General features: G+C 65.5%; 12 protein-coding genes. 4 read left to right on the top strand and 8 right to left on the bottom strand.

The window, feature by feature from the left end:
- Positions 1 to 5: 5 nt before the first annotated feature.
- Together GEV01_RS27625 and GEV01_RS27620 are read right to left on the bottom strand one after the other, a co-directional pair.
- Complete coding sequence (locus tag GEV01_RS27625; RefSeq protein WP_152809171.1) at positions 6 to 1,037, bottom strand: S41 family peptidase; 1,032 nt, start codon at positions 1,035 to 1,037, stop codon at positions 6 to 8.
- Positions 1,038 to 1,048: 11 nt separating this feature from the next.
- Positions 1,049 to 3,505 (bottom strand): alpha/beta hydrolase family protein, encoded by a 2,457-nt coding sequence (locus tag GEV01_RS27620; RefSeq protein ID WP_152809169.1) that lies wholly within the window; start codon positions 3,503 to 3,505, stop codon positions 1,049 to 1,051.
- A gap of 165 nt (positions 3,506 to 3,670) precedes the next feature.
- Between GEV01_RS27620 and GEV01_RS27615 the strand changes: the two genes are divergently transcribed.
- Positions 3,671 to 4,204 carry a hypothetical protein gene (locus GEV01_RS27615; RefSeq protein ID WP_152809167.1) on the top strand — a complete coding sequence of 178 codons (534 nt, stop codon included), beginning with the start codon at positions 3,671 to 3,673 and terminating at the stop codon, positions 4,202 to 4,204.
- A 1-nt stretch (position 4,205) separates the two neighbouring features.
- Here GEV01_RS27615 and GEV01_RS27610 read toward each other — a convergent pair whose 3' ends face one another.
- Entirely contained in the window at positions 4,206 to 5,039 is an 834-nt protein-coding gene (locus GEV01_RS27610; protein ID WP_152809165.1) for an alpha/beta hydrolase, read from the bottom strand.
- Positions 5,040 to 5,119: 80 nt separating this feature from the next.
- On the opposite strand from GEV01_RS27610, the gene GEV01_RS27605 reads away from it, so the two are divergent.
- From GEV01_RS27605 to GEV01_RS27595, 3 genes are all read left to right on the top strand, one after another.
- Positions 5,120 to 5,641 (top strand): DUF2975 domain-containing protein, encoded by a 522-nt coding sequence (locus GEV01_RS27605; RefSeq protein ID WP_152809163.1) that lies wholly within the window; start codon positions 5,120 to 5,122, stop codon positions 5,639 to 5,641.
- The gene (locus GEV01_RS27600) at positions 5,641 to 5,883 is read left to right on the top strand and encodes a helix-turn-helix domain-containing protein (RefSeq protein ID WP_008444654.1); all 243 of its coding nucleotides are present in this window, start codon (positions 5,641 to 5,643) and stop codon (positions 5,881 to 5,883) included. The genes GEV01_RS27605 and GEV01_RS27600 overlap by 1 nt, the downstream gene beginning before the upstream one ends.
- A gap of 101 nt (positions 5,884 to 5,984) precedes the next feature.
- The gene (locus tag GEV01_RS27595) at positions 5,985 to 6,488 is read left to right on the top strand and encodes a hypothetical protein (protein WP_152809161.1); all 504 of its coding nucleotides are present in this window, start codon (positions 5,985 to 5,987) and stop codon (positions 6,486 to 6,488) included.
- Positions 6,489 to 6,491: 3 nt separating this feature from the next.
- Here GEV01_RS27595 and GEV01_RS27590 read toward each other — a convergent pair whose 3' ends face one another.
- The 5 genes from GEV01_RS27590 to GEV01_RS27570 form a co-directional block, all read right to left on the bottom strand.
- On the bottom strand, positions 6,492 to 9,326 hold the full coding sequence (locus GEV01_RS27590) for an AAA family ATPase (RefSeq protein ID WP_328595646.1): 2,835 nt from the start codon (positions 9,324 to 9,326) through the stop codon (positions 6,492 to 6,494).
- Positions 9,327 to 9,328: 2 nt separating this feature from the next.
- On the bottom strand, positions 9,329 to 10,057 hold the full coding sequence (locus GEV01_RS27585) for a hypothetical protein (RefSeq protein ID WP_152809159.1): 729 nt from the start codon (positions 10,055 to 10,057) through the stop codon (positions 9,329 to 9,331).
- Positions 10,050 to 11,405, bottom strand: coding sequence for a hypothetical protein (locus GEV01_RS27580; RefSeq protein ID WP_152809157.1), 1,356 nt, complete (start codon positions 11,403 to 11,405; stop codon positions 10,050 to 10,052). The genes GEV01_RS27585 and GEV01_RS27580 overlap by 8 nt, the downstream gene beginning before the upstream one ends.
- 61 nt (positions 11,406 to 11,466) lie before the next feature.
- The gene (locus GEV01_RS27575; protein ID WP_152809155.1) at positions 11,467 to 12,228 is read right to left on the bottom strand and encodes a DUF3108 domain-containing protein; all 762 of its coding nucleotides are present in this window, start codon (positions 12,226 to 12,228) and stop codon (positions 11,467 to 11,469) included.
- A 1-nt stretch (position 12,229) separates the two neighbouring features.
- Positions 12,230 to 13,049, bottom strand: an 820-nt coding sequence (locus GEV01_RS27570; RefSeq protein WP_152809153.1) for a DUF3108 domain-containing protein, incomplete at its 5' end; no start/stop codon positions are given.

Here is a 13,049-nt window from a genome sequence, read left to right as displayed (position 1 = left end):
CCCGCTCAGCGCCGGCACGCCGTGGCGCGCGCGGTGGCCCACGCCGCCGCCCTGGCGCGCACCGAAGCCAGCGACTCACCGCCGAACGCGGGTTCGTCCGGCACCAGCTTGCCGCGCAGCGGCGGCTGCTGGCCGTACGCATACAGCGCCGTCGTCAACACCAGATGCCCGTGATCCGGCGTATCGAATACGTTGTTGGCCGTCGTCTTTCCGGCGGTGGCCAGGCCGAAGGAGCGCGAACGCCCTGTCTCGCCGCGCAGGGCGATCGCCACCATCTCGCCGGCACTCGCCGTGTCGGAACCAAGGATGACGGCAAAGTCCTGCCCCCTGAACTTCTCCAGGGGATTAGTCCTGGCCTTGACGCTTTTCTGCGCGAGATGGGCGATGCTCTGCAAATTGGCCAGCGGCCAGCGTTCGCCATGGGCGGGCACGAAGCGGGCCTGGTTCTCCACCGTGAACAGCGGCGCCAGCGCCACCATCGGCGGCCAGGCGTTGCCGCCGGTTTGCATCGTCAGGTCGACCACCAGCGCGCAAGTCTCCGCCAGCCCGGGCTCACTTGCCACCTGCTGCAACAAGGTGTCGACATAAGCAGTAACGGCTTCCGGTGTGCCGTCGGTAATGGGTGGCGGCAGTATCAGCAGCGCGCGTCCGGTGGGGGTTTCTATCGTCTTCACTGTCACCAGTTTCGCCGCCACGCTGGCGCCGTAGCCCTTGTAATCGTTGATCGCCTGATCCGACCAGAAGAAGCTGTGACGGTCGCTATCCAAGGTGTTGAGCAGCTTGCGGATCGCCGCATAGACTGCGGGCCGCTCCACCGAAGACGCATCGGCGGGCGCCAGCGCCAGCAGGCGTTTCCTGGCCACGTCGTAGTCGGCTTGGTCGAGCGGCGGCACCGCCTTGCTCTCGACCAGTTCCAGCACCTTCTGCACCAGGGCGCGCGCGGTGGCGCCGTCGATCTGGCCAGCATCGCCGTTCTGCGCCCGCGCGCCGGCCGACAGCAAGGCCGCCGCCAACGCCAGCGCGACGATGCGCTTCATATTTTTTCTTCTCACGGTTTTGCGTGCTTCACGTATTTGTCCAGCCACGCATTGGTTTCGTACAGCATGTGCAGGATCGATTCGCGTGCGCGGTAGGCGTGCGATTCGTTCGGCAGCATCACCAGCCGCGCCGTGCCGCCCAGGCCTTTGATGGCCTGGAACATGCGCTCGCTCTGCAAGGGGAAGGTGCCGGTATTGCTGTCCTCCGCGCCGTGGATCAGCAGCATCGCATCCTTGATCTTGTCGGCGTTATTAAACGGCGACATGGCCTGGTACACCGCCTGCGCCTGCCAGAACGGCCGTTCCTCCGACTGGAAACCGAACGGCGTCAGCGTGCGGTTGTAGGCGCCGCTGCGCGCGATGCCGGCCTTGAACAGACGCGTATGCGCCAGCAGATTGCCCGTCATGAAAGCGCCATACGAATGGCCGCCGATGGCGATGCGGTGGCGGTCGGCCACGCCGCGCCGTACCACCTCGTCCACCGCCGCCTGCGCGTCCGCCACCAACTGCGGCAGATAGCTGTCGTTCGGCTCTTCCTCGCCCGCGCCGACGATGGGGAAGGATGGATTGTCCAGCACCGCATATCCCATCGCCAGGAAGGCCGCCGGCCCCCAGTAGCTGACCGCGTTGAAACGGTACGGCGAACCGGTGGTCTGGCTGGCCGCGCCGGCCGATTTGAACTCCTGCGGATAAGCCCACATCAGCAGCGGCAGCGGGCCGTCGCGCACTGCGTCGTAACCGGGCGGCAGCATCAGCGTGGCCGTCAGCTCCACGCCGTCGTTGCGCGGGTAGCGGATCTGCTCCTTGTGCACATCCTTCAGCTGCGGCGTCGGATGCGGATAGCTGGTCAGCGCCGTCAGTTGCCGGCCTTCCGGCTTAGTCAGGTCGCGCAGATAGTAGTTCGGCCGTTCCGTCGGCGATTCGCGCGTCGTCAACAGCAGCGTGCCGTCATCGTTCAGCACCGCCGCCACGTTTTCGAAGTACGGCGCGGCGCTCTGGAACAGGCGCTCCTTGGTCTTGGTGGTCAGGCTCAGGCGATCGATGAAGGGACGGTCGCCCTCCGGCGTGGCGCCTGCGCCATCCAGCAGCAGCGTGGTGCCGGGGCCGATCAACAGGCGCGGGAAGCCGCTGCCGTCGGCCCGCATCACCGGCGAACCGGGGCTGCTGTAGCGGTCTTCGTACGAACCGGCGTAGATCAGCTCCGGCGGCGTGGACAGATGGTCGGGCTGTATCATCCACTGCTTGTAGTCGCGCGTCTTGTGCCAGCGCTCATTGATCAGCGCGACATCGCCACGGCCCCAGGCGATGCCGGCGTAGCGCATCGTCAGCCGCGCCAGCACCAGCGGCGGTTCGCGGAACGGCGCCGCGTGCTGGTAGACCAGGTCGCGGATGTTGTCGATCACCGGACGGGCCGGATCGCCGCCATCCTGCGCCTCGGTCCACACCAGCGTGGCCGGCGCGTCGGCGCGCCACGACACATGGCGCACGCCTTCGGACACCGCGTCATTCCCCGGCGGCAGGCCCTCCTCCAGCGGCAGCAAGGCCACCGTGTGCAGCACCGTGCCATGCAGATCGCGCACTTCCACCCGCTCGCCGAAACTGGAGGCGGGCACGATGTACGAGTACGGCCGCGTCACGCTTTGCGTCAGCAGGTACTGGCCGCCCGGCGCGACCGACGTGCGCGAGAACTGCCCCGGCTCGCCGATGGGCCGTCCCTTGCCGTGCAGGTCGAGCAGCACCATCTGCACCGTCACGTAGTATTCGAACAGGCGCGCATCGGCCTCGTTCTTCAGCAGATCCTGATAGGTGCGCAGCTGGCGCAACGCGCCGCCGGCATCGCTGTCCTGCTGGATCGGGCCGGTCGGAATGCCGTCCGACACGGGCGCCTTGCCGATGCCGGCCGGACGCCAGTGCACCAGCAGCCCGCTGCTGTCGGGCAGCCAGTTGAAGCCGCGCGTCAGCACCGCCGACAAGGGCTGGGCCGACAGCCGCGAGGCCTTGCGTGCAGCGATATCTACCAGCCACAGCTCCACCGATCCGCGCTCGCCCTTGTAGGCCACGTGCGAGAAGGCCAGGTAGCGCTGGTCCGGCGACCAGGCCAGGTCCGCCAGGCGCAGCGCGCGCGGCAGCCCGCGGATGCGGCTTTCCTTTTGCGTGGCGATATCGAGCAGGCCGAGATCGGTGCCGAAGGCGAAGCGGGAAGAGGAACAGGTGCGCGGGTTGATGCGCAGGCCGGCCAGCTTGAGCTCCGGCTGCGCCACTTCGGCGATGCCGGGCAGCGGCGGCGTCTGCACCACGGCGGCCAGGTTGCGTTGGGGGCTCAGGCTGAGGGCCGGCGCGCGCGGGGCGTCGACGATCTCCATCAGGGCGGCGGGCGGCAGGCGGTAGCCGCCCTCCTGGGCGCCGGATTGCGGCGAGGCGGCCATCAAACCCAGATTCAGGGGCAGCAGGGGTAACGGTTTGTTCATGGAAGTCCTTTCGGTCCAGAAGCGAGGCTGCTGCGGATCAGTTTGCTTATGCTATCCGTGATTGTCAATCAATGCAGGATATTGGGTGACAATCTGTAACGCTGTGGGGAGAAGGCGGAGTGGCGTACAATCGCTGTTCTTTGAATTTCGCCGTTGGAATCGCTTATGGATATGCCTACTATCGTCCTGTTGCTGCTGGTGCCCCTGGCCATCTGGCGCATCTACTCGCGCCTGAAGCGCCTGATGGGCCGCACCCGCTCGGAACTGTGGCGCCACTACCTGGCGGCGGGCGCGATGTCCGCCCTGCTGGGCGTACTGGCCGCGACGCTGCTGGGCAAATGGGAGGCTTTCGGCGCGCTGGTGGTGGGCGCCGCGTTCGGCGCCGCGCTGGGCTACCGCAACATGCAACTGACCCGGCTTGAAAATACGACCGAGGGCTTCTTCTACACGCCCAACCGCCGTCTCGGCCTGCTGGTGGCGATGCTGTTCATCAGCCGCCTGATTTACCGCCTGTTCGAGGCCTACCTGCACATGCACGACCACCTGCCGCTGGATCCCGATTTCGTCGGCAATCCGCTGACGGCCGTGCTGTTTGGTTTGCTGGGCGGCTTCTACGCCTGCTACAGCGTGCTGCTGCTGCGCTGGCGCCGCACCCAGAAACCGGTGCCGCGCCCTATCGATATCTTCGATATTAAATAAACTATTTAGCCGCCAGCTGCTGCACGAACTCGCAGTAGGCCGGCCGCACCGCAGCGCTGGACAGCACGCCATTGTGTCCGGCGCCCGGCACCATCACCATGCGTTTGGACGGCGTCGGCAAGGCGTCGTACACCTTGCGCGCCAGGCGCGGCGGCGTGACCTCGTCGTCGGCGCCCTCCAGCACCAGCGCCGGCCCGGCATACCCCGACGCCGCCGCCACGTTGTCTATCCCCTTCAGCGACTCGCTCAGCTCCACCCGCACGAACGGCCACACATACCACGGCATCATATTGTTGGCCCAGTCGCGCGCATTGGTGGTGGTCGATTCCAGCACCAGCCCGCGCACGGCGGGGCGCTGCTGCGCCACATAGGCGGCGATGAAGCTGCCCAGCGATTGCCCGTGCACGATCACCCGGCCCGGCGCCTGCCCGTTGACCAGGTCGAACTCGCGCAGCGCATCGGCCTTCAGCGTGGCGATGGTCGGCACGCCGGTGCTGCGGCCGTAGCCGCGATAATCGATCATCACCACATCCGCGCGGCACGGCGCGACGGCGGCCAGCACATGGTCGCCATGCTGGTCCAGGTGGAAGCCGTTGCCGCCGAAGTACAGCACCGTCAGCGCGTTACCGTCGCCGCTGGCGCTGACGCCGGCCAGTTGCGCGTCGTCCGCCGCCAGCGTCAGCGGCGCCAGTTTGTAGGCGCTCGCACCGTCGTCGCCGAGCCGGCCCGGAGGCAGCACCGCACCGGCGCGGTCCGGCCGCACGATGCTGCCCTCGCCTATCTGCATCGCACATCCAGACAACAAAACCGCCATCATCGCCAATATGAGTTTCATAATTATCTCCAGTGAATGTACAATATATTACAACAAAGTTTTAATGTAAAACGATAATTTTTTACTGTATTACGATAAATATGAAAATCACCCTGATCCGCGCGCTGCTGTGGCTGTGCGTTGCCGTGCAAGCGGCCTTCTTCGTGCTGGCGTGGACCACCTATGCGCCCAGCATCGGCTCGATGACCATCGACATGACCGCCATCGGCCTGCCCTTCGGCGCCAAGCTGGCGATGACGCCCGCGCAGCGCGCGATCGGCGCGGCGCTGGCGCTGCCGGCCGTGCTGGTGCTGTTCGTGGGGCTGTGGCGGCTGGACCGGCTGCTGCTCAACTTCCGCCGCCGCGAGCTGTTCACCGCGCAGTCCATCGGCCACCTGCGCGCCTTCGCCGGCGCCACGCTGCTGGCGACCCTGCTGTCCATCGTCGAACTGCCGGTGCGCACGCTGGCGCTGCGCCTGAGCGGCAACGGCGGCCAGCACTTCGCGGTCGGCGTCAACTCCGAGCAGCTGATGCTGATACTGGTGTGCGGCATGTTCTACCTGATCACGCGGCTGATGCAGGAAGGCCGCCGCCTGCGCGAAGAGAACGAGGGCTTTGTCTGATGGCGATCCTGATCAACCTCGATCTGATGCTGGCCAAGCGCAAGCTGAAGTCGCGCGAACTGGCGGCCTACGTCGGCATCACCGAACAGAATCTGTCGCTGCTCAAGTCCGGCAAGGTGAAGGGCATCCGCTTTGCGACGCTGGAGAAAATCTGCGAGCGCCTGGCCTGCCAGCCCGGCGACATCCTGAGCTGGGAGCCGGACGACGGCGAGACGAAAGACGACGCCGGCGAGCTGCTATAAGAACGCCGTCGTTTTAGCGACAGTGCTATCGTATTTCATGCGGTGCTGGTGACATTTGGTGATATGCTGGATGTATCCGTACGGCAATTATTTGCACTGTTATGAATACGTCCATTTACGACAAAACCGCCAAGGGCCGGGAAGAGATCGCGACGCGCAGGGACGGCCTTGCGCCGCGTCTGCGTAGCTTGCTGGTGCTGATCGATGGCCGTCGTACGGAGGAAGAACTGCTGCGCAATGTGGCAGGGCTGGGCTTGACCATCGCCGCAGTGCACGAACTGCTGGCGGGAGAATACATCGTGCTGTCGACCAGCTACGCGTCGATGGCGGAGGAGCCGGCCGAGCCATCGCAGCCGGAACCCGAACAACCGGCCGCCGAGCAGGTCCAGCAATTCCAGTCCGTCTACCAGTTCTACAACCAGACCATCAAAAGCACGATAGGCCTGCGCGGCTTCACCTTGCAGCTGAAGGTGGAAAAAGCCAGCTCGGTCGACGAGCTGCGCCAGCTGCGCGAGCCCTATCTGGAGGCGGTACAAAAAGCAAAGGGCAGCGACACTGCCGCTGCCCTCGCCATGCAGCTGGATCGGCTGCTGGGTTTCTACTGAAGCTTAGGCCACCTTCGCCACCTCGGCGGCGGGACGGCGCTGCAGCACGAAGATAGGCTGCGCCCACTCCGTATCCTTCTTCTTTTTGCTCGTGATGAGCGTCAGTTCCGAAGGATCGTAGACGTCGGTGTTGTGCGTCAGCGGCGTCGTCATCAGGTATTGCGCCTCGGTGTTCTTCAGGAACTCGCCGACCAGCTGGATGTTACGGATATCCAGGTGGGCAAACGGTTCGTCGATGAACACGAAGCCGCCGGAACCGTCTTCCGACTTCAGCAAGCCAATCAGCAGCACCAGCGATTTCATCACCTGCTGGCCGCCGGACGCTTCGCCGTCGTTCATGCCGATGATGCCCTTGCCGTCGAACTTGAAGCGTACGTGCAGGCCGGCCTGCGCCAGTTGCGTATCGTCGTTCTCCAGGCGCACCGGATCGGAGTGCACCTCGATGCCCGCCAGCTCGCCCAGCTCCTTGATGTTCTTGGAGTAGGTCTTGATGGTGTAGCGCAGCCGCTCCATGTAGGCGCCGCGCGCGTTGCCGGTGGCTTCGATGGCGCGGTTGTTCTGGTAGCGGCGCTCTTCGGTTTCCGACTGGCGGCCATGCAGCTGGTCGTTCAAGCGCTGGTACTGGTCGATCACGGTGGCGTCCAGTTCCCAGTCGCTGCGGGCCAGGCTGGCCTCCAGCGAGTGAACGCGCAGCACCACCTGGTGCGAGTTCTGATGCTCGCTGACCAGGCCTGCACGACGCGCCGGACGACGCCAGCTCTTCGGCAGGTGACGCCAGGCCTTGCGCAGCGTGAGCAGAGCGCGCGCGTGGTCGGAGCGTTGTTCGATCTGGCGCTTGTTGTTCAGGCGCAGACCGGCTTCCGATTCCGACAATGCGAAGCGCGCGTTCTGCCAAGTGGTGTCGGCGCGGGTGCGCGTGACCACGGCGTTCTTGATCAGCGTTTGCAGCTCGCCCAGACGGGTGCCGACTTCGGTGCGTTCCGCCTTCAGCGGCACCGAATTGCGTACCGCCTCGTCGAATTCCTCCTGGCGCGCGGCCAGTTCCTTGGCGGCGTCCACACCGGCCAGGCGCGATTTCAGCGCGCTGATTTCGGTCGCCAGCTTGGACACGATCAAGGTCAGTCCATCTTCCTGCGCCTCCAGCGCCGGCAGCGATTTCTGGATCGCTTCCATACGCTGCGTGCGGCCTGCGGAACCGAAGCGGTAGCGCGAAGCTTCCACGAACAGCGAGCGGCCACCGCGGCGTTCGCGGTGGTAGGCGTCCGGCGTGATCCACTCGTCGTGGCTACCCAGCTTGGCGCCGGCGTCCACGGTGTCCACGCGGGTGATGCGCGACAGCTGCTCCACCAGCCAGGACGGAACCTTGGCCGAGAACTTCACCACCGACATCAGCGAGTCATCCTTGACGGTCGGCGCATGCACCAGGTCCGGCACGATGAAGTGGCGATAGCGCTCCTTCTCCGCCAGGCGGTACGCGGCCGAGGCGTCGGACGATTTATCCAGCAGCACCACGGAGGCATAGCCACCCAGCACGCCTTCGATGGCGCCCTGCCAGCGCGCATCCGTCACCTCGACGATGTCGGACAGCATGGCGTGGCCGATGCCGGCGTCGTTCAACGCGCGGCGCATGCCGCGTTGCGCTTCCGGCTCCGGCATCGCGGTCTTGCCCTGCAAGGCGGCGATGGTCGACAGCTCGCCTGCTATCTTGGTGGCGATGGCGTCGCGCGCCATGCGCTGGCGGGCCAGCTCGATTTCCTTTTCCTGCAACTGCTGCGCCACTTCGGCCAGGTCTGCACCTGCATCGGCGGCCAGCTTTTGCAGGCGGGTCTTCTGTTCCAGCAGGCTGTCCAGCGGCTTGAGTTTGCCGTTGATCTGATTCAGGCGGCTTTGCAGCGCGGTCGATTCCTGCTCCAGCACCGTCTCGTGCTGCTGCGCGTCGCTCAGCGCCTTGGCCTGCGCGGCCAACGCGTTGCGCTTGTCGGTCAGCTGGGCGTCGGCCTGCATCAGCGGCTTGCGTGCATCGCGCAGCTGGCGGCTCAGGTTAGCGTGCTTCTCGCGCGCTTCGTGGTACTCCAGCGTCGGCAGCACTTCTTCCTGCAGGTTGCGGCGCTCCTTGTTCAGGTCTTCCCACTGGTGGTAGTTGGCCACGCGCAGGCGCAAGCCCTCCAAGTTGGTCTTGGAGGCTTCCAGTTCGGACTCGAAGCGTTTCAGTTCGACTTCGGTATCGCGCTGGTGGCGCTTGGCTTCGTCGTAGGCGTCCAGCACTTCCTTGTCGCCGAAGACCTGGAACACCAGGTCCAGCAGCTGGCGCGGCGCGTATTCGCACAGCTTGTCGGTTTCGCCCTGCTCAAGCGCCAGCACTTTCGCCATCGCCGGCGACAGGCCGGCGTTGGCGAGGCGCTTGCGGTAGTTTTCGACGCCGAGCCAGTCGTTGCCGGCTTCGCCGATGTCTTCGATCTGCACGTTACCGGGGCGCATAAGGTACTGGCGCTTCCAGTCGCCGCCATTCTTCTGGATCTGGCAGAACAGCGTGACTTCGTCGTCGCTGAAGAAGCCGGAGCTGCGGAACGGACGGTTGGACAGCTGCTTGCCGATGTTCTTGTTGTCCACCACGGCGCGCAGCCATGCGGTCTGCTGGCCGCTGTGGCGGGCGTAGTGCTTGTAGGTGCGGCCCATCGAGCAATCGAGGCCGAACAGCGTGCGCAAGGCGTCCAGCAAGGTGGTCTTGCCGGAGCCGTTCTGGCCCGCGATGGTGATGATCTTGGCGTCCAGCGGGATGTTCTTGATGCGCTGCCAGTAATCCCAGTGGACCAGTTCTAATGATTTAATGTGAAACACGTTTAGTCCTCGGCTGGAAGTTCGGAGTCTGGGGCGGCTTCTTCAGCCGCCTCGTCGTCGTTGGCGGCGGTCGGCGGAGCGCTGCGCGGCACCGGAATGATCTGCGCCGGCGAGCGCTTGAACACGTCGGCCAGTGCGCCGTTGATGATGCGCTCTTTCAGCTGGTCGGTATCCATCATCAGGTCCAGCAGCGGGCCTTCGACGATCACGTCGCCACGGCGCTCGATGAAGCCCAGCTTGGCCAGGATGCCGAGGTTCATGTCCAGACGGGTCTTCTTACCCAGCTTGTCGCCGAAGTCGGCCAGCAGCGCTTTGTAGGCGATGCCGATCGAGGTGTCTTCCGCGCGCGGCAGCGGCTTCTCGACGCCGAACATGTCGTTCTGGTCGTCGTCCGCGTGCTGGTGCGTCTCCTGGCGTTCGCGCTTGGGCAGGATGATCTGCGCCCACAGCACCACCAGCAAAGCCACGCCGTCGCGCGACAGGCCGAAGTTATTGTTTTGCCAGACGTCGCGGGCGCCGAAGATCTTCGGCTCGATGGCGCGGTGCAGCGCGATGGTCACGTGGTCGGCGTAGACGTTGTCCAGCAGTTTGAGGCCGGTGGCCAGCAGGCGGGCGTCGACTTCGGCGCGGAACAATTCGTCGGACAGCACGCGCTTGACCAGCTTGTCGTCGCGACGCAGGGTTTGATGCGTCAGCAGGCGCGCGATCAGGATTTGGGAATCGTCATTCATCTGACTTGTCGCCTTCCGTATTCAAAGACAGTGAGAGGGAGGCCAGGGACATCGCCGCCACGTGCAAATCGGGCAGCTGTATCATTTCGTCGGTGGGTGCGAATTTGACCGGCAGGCGCGCCAGTTCGGCGGTGGCGCCTTGCAGGCGGGCCTCGTCGGCGTCGCCCAGCAGCGGCAGCAGCGAGGCGCGGTACGAGGCCACGGCGAAGGTGGCCGGCAGCAGCGAATCCTGCACCGGGATCGATTTCGGGCCTTCGTCGGCGATGCTGGGGAAGTTGCCCAGCGCGGCGAAGTCGGACAGGCGCGCCAGCCAGTCGTCCAGCTCGCGCTGCATCTGCGGGCCGTCGCTGATGGTGGTCGGCGCATCCTGGCCGGTGGGCAGGCCGCCGGAGACGGCGCTGATGGCGCGGTCCTGCAGCAGTTCCGTTTCGGCGACGTCGATCATCTCGGCCGGCGTGATAAACAGCGGCACCACCGGCTGGTCGATCGCGCCTTCGGCCAGCGAGGCCAGGTCTTCGTGCAGCAGCAGCCAGCGCTTGATGTCGGTGGTGGACAGGCCGGACTGGCCCAGGTGCACGCGCTGGCGTTCGATCTGGTTCAGCGCGCGCGAGAACATGCCCTGCATGTTGAGCAGCGCCGATTGCGCGCGGCCGATGGCCTGCGCCGCCTTGTGAGTGGCGCCGTCGGCGTTTTCATCGGACAGGATGGCGCGCAGGATCTCGGAACCCTTCTCGACCCAGTCGCAGGCGGTATGCCACTTGGCCTGCGAGGCGCGCAGGCGGAACTCGGAACCGGAGGCGATGGCGTCCGAGAATTCCTCGGTCAGGTCGACCAGGCGGCCCAGCAGGTGGTTCAGTTGTTCGACGGTGACGCCGCCCATCACCTGGGCGCCGGCCACCTGCGACAGCAGGAAGCCCATGTCGGCCGTGTCTTCTTCCTTGCCCAGCGCGAGCAGGCCGTCGATGGCCGACAGCACGTTGCGCGCCATCGGCGTGACGCGGTAGACGGCTTGCTGCGCGTCCCAGGCCAGCAGCTGGTTGGTGCGCAAGCGCATCAGCGCCGTTTCCAGCGATTCGGGCAGCAGGTAGGCCAGGCGGGTGTTGATGTCGGCACGCGAGAAGGTGGACGAGGCGGCGTCGGACGCCAGCTCGCGCAGCACCAGCAGGCGCACCAGGACGCCGTCGAAGCCGCCGTGGAACAGCGCCGTGAACACCTGCAGCAGCGGCTGCGCGCGTTTCAGGTGGTAGACCTGCTCGATCTCGTCGGCCGAGATATTCGGCTGGAAGTGGGCTTGCAGGCTGTCCTGCTGCTGTTGCTGATCCAGCTCACTTGTTATAATTTCTATCATTCTTTGCCATTCTGTACGCATCGCAACGACTAGATTGCGGGGGCGTCAGTATAGCAGGAGCTTACTTTTTCACGGCCTTTTCCAGTGTCTGGTCGACGAAGTCGCCGTCATTGTCGTTGAAGCGCACACGCACCGGGTACCAGTCCATCGACGGCGCCAGCCACAGGTCGACCTGCTGGCCCTGCGCATCCGGCGGCGGCGCCTTGACCAGGTGGACCGCGTTGACCTCCCCCGCGCCGACCTGCACCGCCTCGTTCTTCACCACTTTGAAGCTCCACACCTCGGCGTCGCGGCGGCCGGCCACGAAGTAATTCCACTCGCTGCCCGGCTTGAACTTGTCCGGCGTGGCGCGCGCCTGCGCCGCCAGCTGCCACTGGATGCTGGTGCGATCCTGCTCGCCGCCCTTGAGCGGGTAGCTCTCGTCGCCCTCGCTGAAGGTGATGGTTTTGACATCGCGCTTGAAGACCGTGTTGCTCGGGTCCTTGCGGAAGCGCTTTTCGTAGAAGGTGGCCGGCGCCAGGCCGAAGTCGTCGATCAGGCCTTCGCTGCGGTTTTCCAGGATCTTGCCGAACAGCGCGGCGCGGCTTTCGGTGGCGACCATGTACTTGCCGTCGGCGGCGCGCCATTGCACGGTGGCGGTGCCGCCTATGCTCAAGCCGTGCTGCTTGGCCTTGATGGTGTATGTCAGGTCGGCCGACGGCGGCAGGCTGTATGGGCGCTTGACGCTCGGGTGCTCGGCGTCCGGTGCGGCGGCGCGGGCCGCGCAGCTGAACAGGATGGCGGCGCTCAGGGCCAGCAGGCGCGCGGTGGGGGAAGTATGCATATTATTTTCCGGATTCTGTCATCGTTATCTTGGATACGGTCTGCGTCGTCAGCGCGCCGCTTGCTTCGGTATTGCGCAGCTGGATCGGGTACCAGTTCAGGCCCGGCGCCAGCCATACGTCCAGTCGCGACGAGTAGCTGCCGGGACGCGGCGGCCGGCTCAGGTGCCAGGTCACGACCTTGCCCATCTTCGTCTCCAGCTCTTCCTCGCCGACCAGCTGGAAGCGGAAGATGTTCGCTTCCTTGTCCTCGCCGACCTGCATGTCGATGTCGCTGCTGAACTGATTGACGTCGGCGCGGCCGATGCCGCCCAGCTGGAACGGCACCGTCGTCATATCCTGCGCGCCCACCATCAGCGGGTAGCTGCGCTCGGACGCCGAAAACGTGATGGTGCCGGCGTCGCGGTTGAAATGCGTCGCCGTCTCGGCGCGGCGCGCGCGCTTCTGCGTGCCGGTGGCCGGGGCGATGCCGAAATCGTCGATGGTGCCGCTGCTGCGCATCACCAGCAGGTTCACCCGCGTCACCAGCAGGCTGATGCCCGCTTCCACCGAGGCCGTGTAGTTGCTACCGTCAGTATGCCATGTCATCGCGGCGGCGCCCGTCCATTTGGTGCCGTCGGCGTCGACCCGGGCCACGTCCATGTCGAAGCTGGCCGACGGCGGCAGGTTGACCTTGTAGCGGCGCATGCCCTGCGGCGGCGCCGCGTCCACCGGCACGGCGGCGGCCGGGGTGGCGCCGGCGGCGTTCGGCGGTGGCGGGGTGCCGGTCTGCGCCTGGTATGTTTGGCATTTGTGTGTGGGCCATGGAAGTCTCCTATAGGAA

Origin of the sequence: Rugamonas rivuli (assembly GCF_009380165.1) — a bacterium.
Lineage (GTDB): Bacteria > Pseudomonadota > Gammaproteobacteria > Burkholderiales > Burkholderiaceae_D > Rugamonas > Rugamonas rivuli.
Note: the sequence above shows the minus strand (reverse complement) of the source record. Positions and strands in the feature narration are given on the sequence as shown.